Below are 16,047 nucleotides of genomic sequence, written 5' to 3'. Positions count from 1 at the left end.
ATGCTGAATGATCTCAGGCAACAGCCTGCAAGTTTCCGATTGATTGCCATTTTGCTTGCTCTGGGTTTCGTCGTCCCCATTTTAAATTTGTGGGTACCGTCGGAAAGCATTTTTCATGTTGAAACCTATACCGTGTCTTTACTGGGAAAGTATTTGTCTTACGCCATTCTGGCCTTGGCGGTTGATTTAGTCTGGGGGTATCTGGGGATACTGAGTTTGGGCCACGGAGCATTTTTCGCACTCGGTGGCTATGCCATGGGCATGTACTTAATGCGGCAAATTGGCGATCGGGGTGTATATGGTGATCCCTTATTACCGGATTTCATGGTGTTCCTTAACTGGCAAGACTTGCCGTGGTTCTGGCTCGGTTTCGATCAATTTTGGTTTACCTGCCTGATGATTGCGCTGGTTCCGGGTACATTAGCCTTTATTTTTGGTTGGCTTGCTTTCCGCTCGCGGGTGTCCGGTGTGTATTTATCAATCATTACACAGGCATTAACATATGCACTTATGCTGGCTTTCTTCCGCAACGAGATGGGGTTTGGCGGCAATAACGGTCTTACTGACTTTAAAGATATTCTCGGTGCAAGCCTCCAGTCTGATGTCACCAAGGTGGGATTGTTCGTCGCGACTGTCCTCACATTAGTCGGGGTCTACGTCGTTTGTCACCGCATCGTGAATAGTCGATTGGGCCGTCTGTCGATGGCGATTCGTGATGGCGAGGCAAGGGTACGTTTTATGGGGTACAGGGTAGAAAACATAAAATTGTGGCTCTTTGTGTTGTCGGCAGTAATAGCAGGCGTTGCAGGGGCGCTTTATGTGCCTCAGGTTGGCATCATTAATCCGGGTGAATTCTCGCCGCTTAACTCAATTGAAATTGTTGTTTGGGTAGCCCTTGGTGGTAGGGCGACACTTTATGGTGCAGTGATTGGCGCTGTATTGGTGAATTACGCAAAAAGTTGGTTCACGGTTGAGTTTCCCGAGGTTTGGCTCTTTGCTCTGGGCGGTTTGTTTGTTGTCTCGACATTGTTTTTCCCTAAAGGGGTCAGTGGTATTTTCCATACGCTCAGTTCGATGCTCAAACGAGACAACACCTTGGTGGAGGAACCGAAATGATGGTAGGCGAGGGATTAGAACAAATACAACGCTCCGTGCAGGGGATGAGGGAACTGCTTCGTCGTGACCAAGTGTTCGACTTTGTCCAGCCCGAACTGCATCCTGCGGTTGATACCCGAAATAACATTCTGCTTTACATGGAGGGAGTGTCTGTTTCGTTTGATGGGTTCAAGGCGATTAACGACCTTAATCTTTACATCGAACCGGGTGAGCTGAGATGCATCATTGGGCCAAATGGCGCAGGCAAGACCACCATGATGGATATTATCACCGGAAAAACCCGGCCTGATGAAGGGCAGGTTTGGCTTGGCTCATCGCTCAACCTACTGAAAATGGATGAGGCGGCCATTGCCAATGCAGGTATTGGCCGTAAATTTCAAAAACCCTCGGTGTTTGAGGCGCTGACTGTTTGGGAAAACCTTGAATTAGCCATGGCTGGTATTCGCAACACGGTTGCGGTCTTCAGGGCACGGCTGTCGGCAGTCCAGACTGATGAGATTAAGCGGATATTATCGATAATAGGGTTAGAGAAAGAGCGTAATGGCCTTGCGGGAAAGTTGTCGCATGGCCAGAAACAGTGGCTGGAAATTGGCATGCTGTTAATGCAAAAACCTCAGCTGCTTTTGGTCGATGAGCCAGTAGCAGGCATGACCCATCAGGAAATGGATCGAACCGCTGAACTACTCTTGAGTCTGGCCGGGGAGCAGTCTGTCGTTGTGGTTGAGCATGATATGGAGTTTATTCGCTCGATAGCCAGCACAGTCACAGTGTTACATCAGGGGCAAGTATTGGCAGAGGGCACTATGGCTGCTGTACAAAGTAACGACACGGTAAGAGAAGTTTATCTCGGTGAATAAATTGATAGGGGAATCACAAGTATGTTGTCCATCCAAGAGGTAAACCAGTTTTATGGTGAGAGCCACATTCTCTGGGATATGAGTATGGAAGTACCAGAGAGTGAATGCACAGTTCTGATGGGCCGAAACGGTGTAGGTAAAACGACATTAATGCAGTGCATTATGGGGCTTTTGCCGATTCAAAGTGGGCAAATTCAACTGTCAGGAAAAACTATCTCACAGTCTCCTACTGAGTTAAGGCCTCATCAGGGGATTGGTTATGTGCCACAGGGGCGGCAGATTTTTCCGATGTTAACCGTGGAGGAAAATCTTCAGATCGGGCTCCCTATCAGGAAGAAAAATGATAGAAAGATCCCATCATTTATATATGAGCTTTTCCCAATACTCAAAGAAATGAGATTTAGGTTGGGCGGAGACCTATCCGGGGGACAACAGCAACAGCTTGCAATAGCCAGGGCATTAATAGTTGATCCAAAGCTTTTACTTTTAGACGAACCGACAGAAGGCATACAGCCAAGTATCGTTAATGAGATTGGTGTGATCATTCAAAAGCTTAATAGAGAAATGGGATTGACAGTTTTGTTAGTTGAGCAGAAACTTCCATTTGTTAGAAAATTTGGTCAGCGTTTTTGTCTCATAGATCGGGGCAGGCCAGTTTCTTCAGGCACAATGGATGACCTGTCTGATGAAACTGTTGATAAGTATCTGACCGTTTAGACGCATATTGTCTGCATTTTTCACCATCATGCATTGTTATGGTGTCGTTTGTTAACCATGGATAGGTAAACATATGGTTGCGAAGTCCGAAGGTTAAAGGCCGTTGAGGCAGAGTTTAATGGTAAAAATGTCACAAAAGATATCTCTCCAGATGGATGGAGAGCTGAGCTAGAGCTTGATTTTGCTGACAGAGGCGACAAAACAGTATTAAAGAAATACCACCACAGGGGACCTCTTGCTGTACAACGCCCTTTGTATCCAGAAGGTGGTATTTGTCATGTTTATCTTTTGCATCCTCCCGGTGGCGTTGTCGGTGGCGATCAGTTGTTTTTTAACAGCCGAACGGAAAAGGGTGCTCACTCCCTACTGACCACACCTGGTGCTACCCGTTTTTACCGGTCTGGCGGCAAAGTTGCTTCACTGCGTCAAACGTTTGTTGTAGATAAAGACGCAATTATGGAATGGTTACCACTAGAGAACATTGCGTTCCCGGGCACCCGGCTGGATATTGATACCGACATTCATATTCAGTCTGGCGGGTGTTTTTTTGGCTGGGATATTTGGAGCGTTGGACGACCTGCAAATGGCGATGTGTTCGAAAAAGGGCTGATAAAAGGCACGAGTCGGATATACATTGACGAGCGTTTAGTACTCAGTGAGCGGATGAGAATCGGTGAGGGGTTAGCCGTCGGTCAGGCTGCAGGGATGCGTGATTTTCCTATTACCGCTACTGCCTACATTGTATGCGATGAAGGTGAAAAGCTTTGTTCACAATGGCAGGAAATATTCGAATCCCAAAAAGACCACGAAGACTTTGACAACGTCGTGATGGGGGCGACCTACATTGACGGTCTGACCGTTGTCAGAGGCCTTGCGAATGATGTTGAATCGATGTTCCGTGTGCTTACCAGAGTATGGCAGCTTACCCGAGGCCATTGGAAAGGTGAAACTCCGGGTGTACCGCGGATTTGGTTGGTGTGAAACGAACATATGACTGAAAAACAAAAAAGGCTGCCAATGAGCAGCCTTTTTTATCATGTTCACTTTGCAGCATTACTTACGAGGCCCATAGTCATCAAGGAAGTCATTGTTTCCACTATCATCACGTTGGATAGCGGCTCTTGTTCGAACACTTTGGCTCAATGTATCCGTTTCGGTCCTGCTGGAACACCAGTCTGTTTCTGTCACCAACTCTATGGGTTGCGCAGGAAGGTTTTGCAGCTCAATGAATACCGAGCGTCCTAAAATCTGTTGAGCGACAAAATCTGCTCGTGCGCGGACATTCTGGTCTGCAAGGCGGACTCTCTGTCCCCATTTCACAACATAGTCAGCGCAATCTTGGCTGTCGTTTTTAGGGTTTCTGACGAATGCAACGTCGGAAACTGCACCATACTGAATCCACATCATGACTTCTTCAAGCAGGGTCGCGACGTCTTCTGCTCCATATGAGTCATAGTATGAGTAACCATACATCATTGCGGCACCATCGTCGGAAAACGCGCGTCCTGCATCCAGAGGTGTTACCTCTTTCAATCTGTCTGTCGCGGTTTTGCCTTCAAACATCACTGATGCGAGATTCTTCAGGGTGGTAGAACGAAGTGGCCAGTACTGTTTCAGCTGATTCTGAACCATATTAGGGGCATATAAATAGTCGGTGAAGACGCCATAGTTGGGTATTGCCAGCAAAGAGTTGGGGGGTAAAAAGTCGTTTGCGTGTGCAAGCTCGTGCACCAATAGTGAGAACATGCCGGGTGCTATCTCGGACGAAAGGCGCGTCTCGTTTTCATCGCTATATCGATTAGAAGTCGTCACCCTGTTTTTATCAGTTGGATCAATAAAGCGGGAGAAGCCCATCATCTGTAATTCCCGACCATAATCGGTACGGGGATCTTCCTTTTTATCTATCGTCGCCCACTCATCAACATTCCTCCATAGATATGACGGATTGAGATATACAGAACCAGTACGAGGTGAGTAAAAAGAAGGTAAAACATCGTGGCTGATCACTATCGTGTTGACCGAGCCGAACATATTTAGCAGCTCTTGATTGTCAATGGTTTCAAGTGTCTCGATAAAGCTATCAGCCATCCATGAGTGCGAGACGAGCAGTCGATTGGTGATCGACGAAAGCGGAATTGTTGCTCGCAACGTTCCTGCCCCTATTGGACTGATTTCACTGAGGTTACAGGACTGTTCGGACAAAAATGCTCTGGCACATCGTATGAGAATCTCCGTTTCTCTGGAATCGTCGTCGAAGGCATATGATGAGAGAGAAGTCAGGAAACTTGGGTCAGTATTTCCATTATTGACAGGAGGTGTTTCTGTATTCCCGTCGTCGCCGCCACCGCAGCCCTGTATTGATATAAGAAGGAGTGAGAGCAATGGGAAGAAATACTTTTTTGTGAATTTTATCATTGTCAGCGCCGATGAAAGTTCCATTTTCTACTGAGTGATTTTCAGGCCTGAAACGTTCCAATAAAAAGTTATTTTCTATCAAAAGAACGACCCTTATCTACAAAGCCCCTTTTATATTGAAAAAGTTGTAATTTCTTATCAAAGGTGAGCCTCGGCAAGCTCAAGCTCAAACTCCCCTAGTATGAGGTGATTTAACTATCGTTGACGTGTTCATTTGTGAGCCGGAATGACGATGTTGCTTCTTCTTGGTGCGCCTCTTTATGCGCGCACACTCATGGTGCAATAACTTGACATCATCGGGGAGTACACAACACATAAAAATTAAATTAACCAATAAAATCAGTGAGATAAAAATCTTTGGTGATTGGGCATGACTCTTGCTGATGTGCTTGTATAAATTTACGAGGCATATCACTAAATTGAGTGACTCATTATCTGAGGTGATAAAGATGGAACTTACACCGAGAGAGAAAGATAAATTGTTGTTATTCACTGCTGCGCTTCTCGCCGAACGTCGGAGAGAGAGAGGGTTAAAGCTTAATTACCCAGAGTCTGTAGCACTGATCAGTGCAGCTATTTTGGAGGGTGCAAGAGAGGGCCGTTCTGTGGCTGAGCTGATGGACTACGGCAGAACCGTACTTGGTGTAGATGAAGTCATGGATGGCGTGGCGAGCATGATCACTGATGTCCAGGTTGAGGCGACGTTTCCTGATGGAACCAAGCTTGTCACCGTTCATGATCCCATTGTATGAGGGATGAGCCTATGAAGGATAACAACAAAAACACAAAAAACCTGATCCCCGGTGAATGCCTTCCCGCAGGTGCCGATATCGAACTCAATTCGGGTCGTAAAACACAGCGGCTCACCGTTGCCAATCTTGGTGACAGGCCAATCCAAGTGGGTTCTCACTATCACTTTTTCGAAGCGAATGATGCCCTCAGGTTTGACCGAGATTTGACGAGAGGTTTTCGACTCAATATCGCATCGGGCACTGCTATGCGATTTGAACCGGGTCAGACAAGGACGATTGAGTTGGTTGAATTTGCCGGTAAGCGAGAAATCTACGGTTTCAAAGGTCGTTGTATGGGGCCGTTGAGCGCCAAGTAAACGTCGAGTTGCATCTTCGTCATTAACGACTTTTTGCGGACACTTTCAGGGATTGGAGAGCGGTATGGTAAGTATTTCTAGACAAGCCTACGTCGAGATGTTTGGGCCAACAACAGGCGATAGATTCCGGTTGGCAGATACCGAACTGTTTCTTGAAGTAGAAAAAGATTTCACCGTATACGGTGATGAGGTCAAATTTGGCGGTGGTAAAACGACCCGTGACGGTATGGGTCAAAGCCAGAGGCCCAGCGCTGAAACACCAGACTTAGTGATCACCAATGCTGTTATTCTCGATTATTGGGGCATAGTAAAAGCCGACGTAGCAGTCAAAGATGGCTTGATATCATCGATAGGCAAGGCGGGTAACCCTGATGTGCAAAGTGGTGTCGATATTGTCATTGGTCCGGGCACTGAAATATTGGCAGGTGAGGGGTGTATCCTGACAGCGGGCGGTATCGATGCCCACATTCACTTTATTTGTCCTCAGCAAATAGAAGAAGCGCTTTGCTCTGGTGTAACAACAATGCTGGGGGGAGGAACCGGACCTGCGACAGGAACCAATGCTACCACCTGTACGCCCGGACCATGGAATATGTCGAGGATGCTGGAATCCTTAGATGAATTCCCGATGAACTTTGGCTTGCTGGGCAAGGGTAACGCCAGTCAACCTGAGGCATTGAGGGAACAAATCGCTGCGGGTGGTATAGGTCTCAAGCTTCATGAAGACTGGGGAACAACGCCTGCCGCCATCGATTGCTGCCTGTCTGTCGCTGACGAGATGGACGTTCAGGTTGCTATCCATACCGATACGTTAAATGAATCTGGATTCGTTGAATCAACCCTTGAGGCAATAGGCGATCGGGTGATTCATACCTATCACACAGAAGGGGCGGGTGGCGGTCATGCACCGGACATTATCAAAGCGGCGGGTCTTGCCAATGTGTTGCCTTCCTCAACCAATCCTACCCGCCCTTATACCGTCAACACGGTTGACGAACATCTCGATATGTTGATGGTCTGTCACCACTTATCTCCCGCAATTGCTGAAGATGTGGCGTTTGCGGAGTCACGGATTCGAAGGGAGACCATTGCAGCCGAGGATATCCTGCACGATCTGGGGGCATTCTCAATGATCGCCTCTGATTCTCAGGCAATGGGTCGAGTAGGTGAGGTGATTTGTCGTACATGGCAAACGGCGCACAAGATGAAGGTACAACGCGGAAGTCTGGCTGGTGATCCTTCAGAAAATGATAATAACCGCCTCAAGCGTTACATTGCTAAATATACAATCAACCCCGCGATTAGCCATGGTATTTCACATCTTGTTGGTTCGATTGAAACCGGCAAGCTGGCTGATTTAGTGTTGTGGAAGCCAGCATTTTTTGGGGTAAAACCCTCCATTATCCTCAAAGGCGGCATGATTGCTGCCGCACCTATGGGGGATCCAAACGCGTCGATTCCGACTCCTCAGCCTGTGCATTACCGACCTATGTTCGGCAATTTTGGTAAGGCGAAATATCAAACGTCCGTATTGTTTATGTCAAAAGCGGCTATGGATGCTGATATTGGTGGACAGCTTAACTTACAGAGCAAAACTGAGGCGGTATCTGGCTGTCGGAATATCTCAAAAGCCGACATGGTTCTGAACAGTTGGCAACCGCACATTGAAGTGGATTCACAGACTTATGAAGTTCGCGCTGATGGCGAGTTGCTGGTCTGCGAGCCTGCAAGTGTTTTACCTATGGCGCAACGATATTTTCTTTTCTAAATCCACGTTATGTAGGCGTGTTGGCAAGGAGCAACCAATGAAAAGATTGACCACTCTGGTTGAGAAGGCCCCGATAGAGGCTGATACCAGTGTCAGCCTGACCATAGATCAGCGAATTAAGAGCCGATTAAAAGTGGTATTGGATAATGGTGAAGATGCAGGCCTGTTTTTACCGCGGGGCAGAATTCTCCGGGGCGGTGATATGGTGGCCACTGAGGAGGGGTTCACTGTCAGAATAATTGCTGCGACTGAGTCAGTGAGCAGTGTCTCGGCAGACTCTGCGCTTTTGATGGCGAAGCTCTGTTATCACCTCGGTAATCGACATGTACCACTCGAAATCAATGCATGTTACCTGCGCTATCAACACGACCATGTACTGGATGAAATGGTTGAATTACTGGGTGGTAAAGTTGTGGTGGAACGAGCCCCGTTCGAGCCTGAATCTGGCGCATATGGTCAACATCAAACCGAACATCATCACTGAAAAAGAGGTATTCATAATGAAAAAAGTGACATCTCCCTGCATCGTTATTTTTACTGCGGTATCACTCATGATGAGCTTACCTGCGTCGTCTCACGAAAGCGGGCATACCGTTGATCCCGGTTTTCTTCATAGTCTGGCTCATGCAGTGATCAGTCACGGTGGGTTGTTAGCAGGCGGATTGTGTTTGGCGGGTTTGTTTGTGGCTGTACCCAAAGTTACCAATTTACTGACGAAGAAAAGAGAGCACCTATCTGTTCTCACAAAAAGTCAATAACAGCGACTGATCATGGTTAGCAATAAAGACTATCGGCTATTTCAGTTAATTAGCCCCTCACTCCCAGTTGGTGCTTTCAGCTATTCACAGGGGTTGGAAAGAGCGATTGAATTGGGGTGGGTGACCAACAAAAGTACATTTTGCCAGTGGCTGACCAGTATGCTTGAGTCGAGTCTTATGACGCTCGAACTCCCGCTGCTCCGGCGGATGCATACTGCATTGTCAGACAATGACATCAATCAGGTAAATCGGTTGAACGACTGGTTCTATGCTAATCGTGAAACCTTTGAACTGCGCTCGGAGGAAAAAACGCGGGGCAAAGCGATGGCAAGATTGATCACCCAACTTGGCATCGTTAATTCCTCTGATAAAACGCTTGTCGACCTTTCCGCTCATAACAGTCTGATTGGTTTTGCGCTGGCCTGTGTGGTGTGGGAGCTTGATGAGGACAGTATGTGCAGGGGATTCCTCTGGAGTTGGCTGGAAAATAGCACTATGGCGGGCATCAAACTGATCCCGCTCGGTCAGACAGATGGTCAACGGGTAATGCTTGAGATGGATACTGCAATGAATAATGCCGTCGAGCAATCAAACCATATTGTCGATTCAGATATCGGCAGTTTTACACCTGCGCAAGTCATTGCGTCGAGTCGACACGAAACACAATATACCCGGCTTTTCCGGTCTTAAGGAGAGAGAAATGGAATATAAACAACCTTTACGCATTGGGGTCGGAGGCCCTGTTGGGTCTGGCAAAACCGCACTCCTTGAGGTTTTGTGTAAAACATTGAGGGATCGTTATCAGATAGCCGTAGTGACCAATGATATCTATACCAGAGAGGATGCGAGGCTGCTTACCGAAGCTGAAGCTTTGGATGCTGATCGGATTGTTGGTGTAGAAACCGGCGGTTGCCCGCACACCGCAATCAGAGAAGATGCGTCAATGAACCTTGAAGCCGTAGAGGGACTGGCAAAACTGCATAAGAATTTAGATGTGGTATTCATAGAAAGCGGGGGTGACAATCTCAGTGCCACATTCAGCCCCGAACTCTCAGACCTCACCATCTACGTGATTGATGTCGCTGAGGGCGAGAAGATCCCCAGAAAAGGCGGCCCCGGTATTACCCGTTCCGATCTGCTGGTGATCAACAAAATAGACCTTGCTCCTTACGTTGGTGCCTCATTAGAAGTGATGGACGCCGACACCAGCCGGATGCGGCCCGATAAGCCATATGTCTTCACCAATCTCAAAAAGAAAGAGGGCTTACCCGCGATTATCGAGTTTATTGAAACACAGGGAATGCTGTCACTGGCGAGTTAAACCCAAAAGGGCAGCGATGCTGCCCAATCTCGGTAATGACTGAGTGTTAACGCGTTCAATTGGGGTCAGGCAATAGCCTGTTGTTGCTTGTTCTTGTGATGACGACTTTCACCCACCAAGGCGTAGAGCAGACAAACGATAGACATCACACAGGATGCAACCAAAATCATAAAGCCGCCATCCCAGCCAAAGTGGTCAACCGTATATCCCAGTATGGCATTTGCAGCGACCGCGCCTCCGAGATAGCCGAACAAACCGGTCAGACCTGCTGCAGTGCCCGCCGCTTTTTTAGGCGCGAGTTCAAGCGCATACAGACCGATAAGCATGACAGGGCCATAAATCAGGAAGCCAATGGCGACTAATGCCATCATATCAACAGCCGGATTACCCGCAGGATTAAACCAGTAAACCAGAACAGCAATGGTCACCAACGCCATAAATAGAATACCAGCAGGGGCTCGACGTCCTTTAAACAGCTTGTCGGAGATCCAGCCACAAAGTAGCGTGCCCGGAATACCTGCCCACTCGTACAGGAAGTATGCCCATGATGACTTATCTACGCTAAAGCCTTTGGCTTCTTTGAGATAAACAGGTGCCCAGTCGAGTACACCATATCGAATCAGGTACACGAAGGCATTGGCGATAGCTATCGACCAGAGCAACTTATTCGAGAAGACGTATTTGAAAAAGATGTCTTTTGCCGTCATCTCTTTTTCGTGCGAGGTGTCGTAGTCGTCAGGATAATCGTTTTTGTATTCTTCAATGGGCGGTAAACCGCATGATTGTGGGGTATCGCGCAAGGTTAGCCAGATAAAAACGGCGACCAGAGTGGCAAAAAAAGCAGGTACGTAAAAGGCGGTATGCCAATCATCATTGAATGCCCATAGACCCAGCAGGAACATGGGACCGATCAATCCACCACCAACATTATGTGCTACGTTCCATAACGAGACAATTTCGCCACGTTCTTTTCGAGACCACCAATGCACCATGGTTCGGCCACACGCTGGCCATCCCATACCCTGAAACCAACCGTTAAGGAATAGCAGAATAAACATTGCGGTGATGCTGCCTGTTGCCCAAGGCATAAAGCCAAAACAGAACATCACTAATGCCGACATTAAAAGCCCGGCACTCAAAAAGTATCGAGGGTTAGAGCGGTCAGAGATGCTGCCCATTAAAAATTTAGATAGACCATAAGCAATTGAAACAGCGGCAAGTGCGACACCAAGGTCACCGCGGCTGAACCCCTGTTCAACAAGGTAAGGCATTGCAAGGCTAAAGTTTTTGCGTACAAGGTAATAACCGGCATAACCAAAGAAAATGCCGATGAAAAGTTGCCAACGAAGTCGGGTATACGTGCTATCAATTCTATTGGAAGGCAGACGCGCGACATGAGCGTCTGGCCTAAATATTCCAAACATCAGAACCTCATTTATTTTTTATGTTTTTATGCTCGAAAAGTAATCAAATCCTTTCGTTCGAAAGGCAGCGGCATTGTAAATCAATTCGGCGGTATGTCTGTGACCGCAACTGGACAACTGAAAGTGGGAATAACGTTCAACGCTATCACATTCACATTTTTTTATATTTATCAGTCAGTCTCTGTGGCTGATGCGTTTTTCAGCATTCAGTTCGGTGCTGGCGACATTTCATGTTCAGCAGGCGGAAAATCGCGGGGAAGATTACATATTAAGCCGTCAATTGTAAAACATCATCTCGGGTCACTGGTCAAAATTAGCTGGACTGAATGCAACGAATATTGATTTAAAAGTGAGACAAAAAAAATTTAACCAGAAAAAGTTATTCTATTTTTCGTACTAATTAGCGAGTGCGCTTATGCAAAGATATGCAAAAAAGATCACTTTTATTTTTTTCATTTAAATTCAGATTATTATTGAGTAAATAGTAGAGCATTAACTTTATTAAGATATATCTAATGTTTTGGTTTTGGTGTTTTATACAGAATTATCGGCAGTGATCCGCCTTTTTGATGACCCGTAGTGGTGGGGGATTTTCAAACAAGGAGGACTAGATATGAAATATGTTGCTTCAACAATCATTGCAGGAGTCATGGCATTAACAATGGGGTGCAACTCATCTTCACACCCCGATCCAAAATTGAAAGTGATTCACGCGAGTTCTAATGCACCCAAAGTAAACATTCTTCTCAATGACAGAAAAGAACTCAGCGAAGTAGATTATGGCGTAGCAAGTAATTACCTTACAGTGAAGCCTGGCGACTATAACGTAGAAGTGGATGCAATATTGCCCGGCGGTAATACCGAAAACAAACTTGATAAAACCTATACATTGAAGCAAGGAACTGAATACACCGTCGTTGCGTTGGGTGATGTGAACGGCGCGGCCGGCAAACAATTGCAACTCAAAGTCGTTGCAAACAGTACAAGCCACATTGCGCATGGCTATGGCAGAGTGCAAGTGTTGCATGGCGCATCAGGCGCGCCGAAAGTCGATATTTATGTCACTGCGCCCGAGACACCTTTGGCCAACGTAAACCCTACATTGACGCTGAGCTTTTTGGAGAATAGTGGTCAGCTGGATTTGCCCGTTGGTAACTATCGTGTGAGAGTGACGGAGCCTAATCAAAAAGTTGCGCTTTACGATACGGGTTCGGTCCCTTTGAAAAATGGTGATGACTGGTTCCTGACTGCTATTAACAACGTATTCCCTGGCTCAGCAGGCGCGCCCATCGCGCTTCAACGTGCGACAGGTAATACATCCAGTGTCATACCGGATAGATTAGTCCAGAGTGATGTGAGGATTTATCATGCTATTGCAGCAAATGCGCAAGGCGTGGACGTTCTTCGCAACGGTACAGAGATAGCAGGCAACATCAATTTTAAAGACGAAAAGAAGGCATCGCTTCTATCTGAGACTGCAGTTTTTGACGTCACCCTGAATAATCAACCCAACTCAAAAGTTATCACTAAACCACTCACGCTTGAAAAAGCAACTGCTTACAGAGTGCTTGCCACTGGTATTGTTAATGGAACTGGCAGCAAAAAGCCAGACTTGGTCGCTTTTGTCGAAGACAGACGACCTGTAGCAACTGCAGCTAAGCTTACTGTGGTTCATGCTTCTGCGAATACGGGTAAAGTAGATGTTTACCTCACTGCGGACGGTAACATAGCGAATGTGCAACCCGCTCTACCCGGTGTAGATTTCAAGGGTTCTGCTACAGGGGTTGAAGTTCCAGCAGGTACATACATAGTAACAGTCACGGCAGAAAATTCTAAAGTGCCCGCATTGACAGTACCTAACGTTCAAGTGGTCACAACAAAACTGTACGGAATAGTCGCGTTGGATGGAAACGGAGGAACTGGTATTCAGGCGGCTCTCTTCAAAGAATAACAAGCAAAAATGAGTAAACCGGCCGAAGTTCGGACCTAAATACCGTCAATTATCAATAGTCTCGTATCCTGTGTGAAAATCTATCACATCGCCTAGGATGCGAGGCTTTTTTCTTGAAAATCAAACAAAATCAAAACTCCTTCAGCTACATTGTCATTTGAATTGACCCACCACCTAATGTTCAGTCATTCTTGTCAGTCTGTGCTCAAACAGAACAATTACGTTTTTGTCTAAGAGTATCTAATTTTTATTTTTTAGGGTTGCTCACTCCGGTTAATCAGGTTTGCAGTACCGATGATGTTTTTAGGTCTTTGTTTGGAGTCGAGACAAAAATGCAATCAGAGCGACGCGGCGTTATTTTTATTTTTATCGCTTCTTTGTTGGCAGCATCTGGCTGGATCTTCTCAAAAGAAGCTATTCAAGGGTTGCCCCCTTTCGGGTTTATTGGATTACGGTTTATTCTGGCATCACTGTTCATTTTACCGTTTTCTTTTCGACAACTGAGTAAATTTAGCCGCTCAGAGGTCGTAAAATCTGCTCTCACGGGGTGCCTGCTTGGAGCCACGTTATTAATCTGGGTATTTGCAGTGTCTATTAGCACTTCTCTGGGAGTGGGCGGTTTCATCCTCAGTTTGTCAATGTTGTTTGTGCCTTTGGTCGCTATGCTGGTGTTTCGAAAACAACCACCAAGAGTCTTCTGGTTATGTGCACCTCTGGCGGCATTGGGGATGGTATTTCTCTCGCTAAGTGGGGGAAGTTGGTCTTTTTCAGACGAACAGTTCGTTTTTTTGTTGGCCGCGCTAGCAATGGCCTGTCATTTCAGTGTGAACAGTAAGATCGCGAAACAAATACCCGTATTGGCACTGACTACGGTTCAGCTTTTTGTTACCGGTTGTTTGGGATTAACGTTATCCTTTTTTACTGAAAGCTGGCCGTCAGAAGTGGCACCCGCTGTCTTTGGCTGGTTAGCCATGAGTGTTTTGTTAGCCACTAGTCTGCGATTTGCTGTTCAGACATTGGGACAAAAAAAGGCCAGTGTGACGTCAGCTGCAATGGTCATGATGATGGAACCTGTTTGGATTGTGTTACTCAGTCTTGGTTATTACGGAGAGACACTTTCAGCAACTAAGCTGGCTGGCTGTTGCCTTATTCTTGGCTCATTGCTGCTTTTTCAATGGGTCGAGAGAAAAAAGCAGGTAAGGAAAAGATAGAAGTAAAATCGATCCTGATGACTCGGTCACTATTTACATAATAAAGAAACAATAGACGTCGATATATTTTGATTAAAGGCTCTGTATGTCACAGTCAGTGACCTGAGTTAAACGTAGTTACTTTCCCCGTCTACACTAAAAATTGCTCAGCTAATCAATTACTTTTAATCGAGAAGTAGTTAAAAGTAACCTTTTGCGAGTTTTGTTAGATTGATAATTATTGTTTGTTGGTTAATGCCGATTTTTATTTTGGGTGGGGATAATGCGTCGTATAATTTTTAATCAAAAAGGTGGTGTGGGTAAATCAAGTATTACGGTGAACCTCGCCGCGTTGAGTGCAGCCAGCGGGAAAAAGACACTGCTTATTGATCTCGATATTCAGGGTAATAGCAGCCATTACCTTGGCGTTGATATTAATGAGCGCAGTAAAAAGACGGTGGCGGATCTCTTTGACCAGACAGTGTCCTGGTTTTCCGTGTCGACACCAATAAAGTCTTTTCCACAAAAAACGCAGTATGAAAACCTCGATATTATTCCTTCGAGCCCGCGACTTGCTGCTTTAGAACCTGAACTTGAAAGACGATATAAGATTTACAAATTAAGGGAAGCACTGGATGAATTGGAGAAAGAGTATGATCGCGTTTATATTGATACACCTCCAAATCTCGGTTTCTACTCGAAAGCAGGGCTGATTGCGGCAAATCGCCTGTTGATTCCGTTTGACTGCGATAGTTTTTCTCATCAGGCGCTGTTGACCTTAATGGATAATCTGGCTGAATTAAGAAATGATCACAACCGACAACTCGAGCTTGAGGGAGTCGTGGTAAATATGTTTAATGCTCAGGCGAAATTTCCGGCTCAGATCATCGAAAATATCAGGGAACTGGGTTTACCAATGATTGAACCTTTTTTGCCTCAGTCGATAAAAATGAAAGAGTCTCATTACCATCAGACACCGCTTATTTTTTCTGAGCCTAAACACAAGCTCACCCAGAGTTTTAGCCGTGTTTTTGAAACCCTTGAAAATACTGAGACTGCAGAGATAAGTTGAACACTGTGATTTCACGCATATAGCCGCTTATTCTCGAGCGTCAGCAATGAGCGAGAGTAAATGCACAGGTTGAATGGCGGTCAATGTGTTGAACATTGTATCAAGAGGTGAAAATAAAAAAGCCGCATGATGCGGCTTTGATTTATATTGATGCGGCTTCGCTTGACTGCTGGTTCTTGGTTTGCAATAGCTTGTCCACGGCGACTTCTGCAGCTTCTAATGCACCCTCAATATAACCACCGTAACCTCTTGCCGCTTCAGTACCTGCGATAAATAGACCATCAAGCTCATCGACAGAAGCAGGAAGACCATAGGCACCATGCAAGGTTTGAACTTGGTCATCAACGGTT

At 46.2% G+C, this 16,047-nt stretch carries 17 protein-coding genes and 1 pseudogene; 15 read left to right on the top strand and 3 right to left on the bottom strand.

Annotated features, from left to right (window positions below):
* The 4 genes from urtC to A8L45_RS15035 all read left to right on the top strand — a co-directional run bounded on the left by urtC (position 1) and on the right by A8L45_RS15035 (position 3,671).
* Positions 1-1,116, top strand: coding sequence for an urea ABC transporter permease subunit UrtC (urtC, locus tag A8L45_RS15050; protein WP_068903786.1), 1,116 nt, complete (start codon positions 1-3; stop codon positions 1,114-1,116).
* Positions 1,116-1,973, top strand: coding sequence for an urea ABC transporter ATP-binding protein UrtD (urtD, locus tag A8L45_RS15045; protein WP_217492167.1), 858 nt, complete (start codon positions 1,116-1,118; stop codon positions 1,971-1,973). Before urtC ends, urtD begins: the two co-directional genes overlap by 1 nt.
* 21 nt (positions 1,974-1,994) lie before the next feature.
* Complete coding sequence (gene urtE, locus A8L45_RS15040) at positions 1,995-2,690, top strand: urea ABC transporter ATP-binding subunit UrtE (protein WP_068903702.1); 696 nt, start codon at positions 1,995-1,997, stop codon at positions 2,688-2,690.
* 141 nt (positions 2,691-2,831) lie between these two features.
* Positions 2,832-3,671: an urease accessory protein UreD gene (locus tag A8L45_RS15035; RefSeq protein WP_068903700.1), complete on the top strand. Its 840-nt coding sequence runs from the start codon at positions 2,832-2,834 to the stop codon at positions 3,669-3,671.
* Between the two features lie 72 nt (positions 3,672-3,743).
* On the opposite strand, the gene A8L45_RS15030 is transcribed toward A8L45_RS15035, so the two are convergent.
* Complete coding sequence (locus A8L45_RS15030; RefSeq protein ID WP_139122391.1) at positions 3,744-5,105, bottom strand: hypothetical protein; 1,362 nt, start codon at positions 5,103-5,105, stop codon at positions 3,744-3,746.
* Positions 5,106-5,554: 449 nt separating this feature from the next.
* Between A8L45_RS15030 and ureA the strand changes: the two genes are divergently transcribed.
* The 7 genes from ureA (at position 5,555) to ureG (ending at position 10,060) form a co-directional block, all read left to right on the top strand.
* Entirely contained in the window at positions 5,555-5,857 is a 303-nt protein-coding gene (ureA, locus tag A8L45_RS15025) for an urease subunit gamma (RefSeq protein WP_068903697.1), read from the top strand.
* Between the two features lie 11 nt (positions 5,858-5,868).
* Positions 5,869-6,213 (top strand): urease subunit beta, encoded by a 345-nt coding sequence (locus A8L45_RS15020; protein ID WP_217492165.1) that lies wholly within the window; start codon positions 5,869-5,871, stop codon positions 6,211-6,213.
* Between the two features lie 64 nt (positions 6,214-6,277).
* Positions 6,278-7,981 carry an urease subunit alpha gene (gene ureC, locus A8L45_RS15015; protein ID WP_068903695.1) on the top strand — a complete coding sequence of 568 codons (1,704 nt, stop codon included), beginning with the start codon at positions 6,278-6,280 and terminating at the stop codon, positions 7,979-7,981.
* Positions 7,982-8,018: 37 nt separating this feature from the next.
* Entirely contained in the window at positions 8,019-8,465 is a 447-nt protein-coding gene (gene ureE / locus A8L45_RS15010) for an urease accessory protein UreE (protein WP_068903693.1), read from the top strand.
* A gap of 16 nt (positions 8,466-8,481) precedes the next feature.
* A complete protein-coding gene (locus A8L45_RS15005; RefSeq protein WP_139122390.1) occupies positions 8,482-8,739 on the top strand; it encodes a hypothetical protein in 258 nt (85 codons plus the stop codon).
* A 12-nt stretch (positions 8,740-8,751) separates the two neighbouring features.
* The gene (locus A8L45_RS15000) at positions 8,752-9,429 is read left to right on the top strand and encodes an urease accessory protein UreF (protein WP_068903689.1); all 678 of its coding nucleotides are present in this window, start codon (positions 8,752-8,754) and stop codon (positions 9,427-9,429) included.
* A 10-nt stretch (positions 9,430-9,439) separates the two neighbouring features.
* Positions 9,440-10,060, top strand: coding sequence for an urease accessory protein UreG (gene ureG, locus A8L45_RS14995; RefSeq protein WP_068903687.1), 621 nt, complete (start codon positions 9,440-9,442; stop codon positions 10,058-10,060).
* 65 nt (positions 10,061-10,125) lie between these two features.
* Here the strand turns inward: ureG and glpT are convergent, their stop codons facing one another.
* Entirely contained in the window at positions 10,126-11,484 is a 1,359-nt protein-coding gene (gene glpT, locus A8L45_RS14990) for a glycerol-3-phosphate transporter (protein ID WP_068903684.1), read from the bottom strand.
* Positions 11,485-11,583: 99 nt separating this feature from the next.
* Between glpT and A8L45_RS14985 the strand changes: the two genes are divergently transcribed.
* From A8L45_RS14985 to A8L45_RS14970, 4 genes are all read left to right on the top strand, one after another.
* The gene (locus A8L45_RS14985) at positions 11,584-11,826 is read left to right on the top strand and encodes a hypothetical protein (RefSeq protein ID WP_139122389.1); all 243 of its coding nucleotides are present in this window, start codon (positions 11,584-11,586) and stop codon (positions 11,824-11,826) included.
* Positions 11,827-12,097: 271 nt separating this feature from the next.
* The gene (locus tag A8L45_RS14980) at positions 12,098-13,435 is read left to right on the top strand and encodes a DUF4397 domain-containing protein (RefSeq protein ID WP_068903680.1); all 1,338 of its coding nucleotides are present in this window, start codon (positions 12,098-12,100) and stop codon (positions 13,433-13,435) included.
* A 332-nt stretch (positions 13,436-13,767) separates the two neighbouring features.
* Complete coding sequence (locus tag A8L45_RS14975) at positions 13,768-14,646, top strand: DMT family transporter (RefSeq protein ID WP_068903677.1); 879 nt, start codon at positions 13,768-13,770, stop codon at positions 14,644-14,646.
* 262 nt (positions 14,647-14,908) lie between these two features.
* Positions 14,909-15,697, top strand: a complete 789-nt coding sequence (locus A8L45_RS14970; protein ID WP_068903675.1) for a ParA family protein — start codon at positions 14,909-14,911, stop codon at positions 15,695-15,697.
* A gap of 142 nt (positions 15,698-15,839) precedes the next feature.
* Here the strand turns inward: A8L45_RS14970 and A8L45_RS14965 are convergent.
* Positions 15,840-16,047, bottom strand: a pseudogene (locus A8L45_RS14965) (FAD-dependent oxidoreductase); the annotation flags it as partial.

The organism is Veronia pacifica, assembly GCF_001707825.1.
Classification (GTDB): Bacteria; Pseudomonadota; Gammaproteobacteria; order Enterobacterales; family Vibrionaceae; genus Veronia; species Veronia pacifica.
The sequence above is the reverse complement of the archived record's forward strand: the minus strand, read 5'-3'. Positions and strand labels throughout refer to the sequence as shown.

Coding starts and splice junctions, on each gene's coding strand:
- A8L45_RS15020 (WP_217492165.1), top strand. CDS start 5,869: ATGAAGGATAACAACAAAAACACAAAAAACCTGATCCCCGGTGAATGC.
- glpT (WP_068903684.1), bottom strand. CDS start 11,484: ATGTTTGGAATATTTAGGCCAGACGCTCATGTCGCGCGTCTGCCTTCC.
- ureA (WP_068903697.1), top strand. CDS start 5,555: ATGGAACTTACACCGAGAGAGAAAGATAAATTGTTGTTATTCACTGCT.
- A8L45_RS14980 (WP_068903680.1), top strand. CDS start 12,098: ATGAAATATGTTGCTTCAACAATCATTGCAGGAGTCATGGCATTAACA.
- A8L45_RS15030 (WP_139122391.1), bottom strand. CDS start 5,105: ATGATAAAATTCACAAAAAAGTATTTCTTCCCATTGCTCTCACTCCTT.
- A8L45_RS15000 (WP_068903689.1), top strand. CDS start 8,752: ATGGTTAGCAATAAAGACTATCGGCTATTTCAGTTAATTAGCCCCTCA.
- ureC (WP_068903695.1), top strand. CDS start 6,278: ATGGTAAGTATTTCTAGACAAGCCTACGTCGAGATGTTTGGGCCAACA.
- A8L45_RS15005 (WP_139122390.1), top strand. CDS start 8,482: ATGAAAAAAGTGACATCTCCCTGCATCGTTATTTTTACTGCGGTATCA.
- urtC (WP_068903786.1), top strand. CDS start 1: ATGCTGAATGATCTCAGGCAACAGCCTGCAAGTTTCCGATTGATTGCC.
- urtD (WP_217492167.1), top strand. CDS start 1,116: ATGGTAGGCGAGGGATTAGAACAAATACAACGCTCCGTGCAGGGGATG.
- ureG (WP_068903687.1), top strand. CDS start 9,440: ATGGAATATAAACAACCTTTACGCATTGGGGTCGGAGGCCCTGTTGGG.
- ureE (WP_068903693.1), top strand. CDS start 8,019: ATGAAAAGATTGACCACTCTGGTTGAGAAGGCCCCGATAGAGGCTGAT.
- A8L45_RS14975 (WP_068903677.1), top strand. CDS start 13,768: ATGCAATCAGAGCGACGCGGCGTTATTTTTATTTTTATCGCTTCTTTG.
- A8L45_RS14970 (WP_068903675.1), top strand. CDS start 14,909: ATGCGTCGTATAATTTTTAATCAAAAAGGTGGTGTGGGTAAATCAAGT.
- urtE (WP_068903702.1), top strand. CDS start 1,995: ATGTTGTCCATCCAAGAGGTAAACCAGTTTTATGGTGAGAGCCACATT.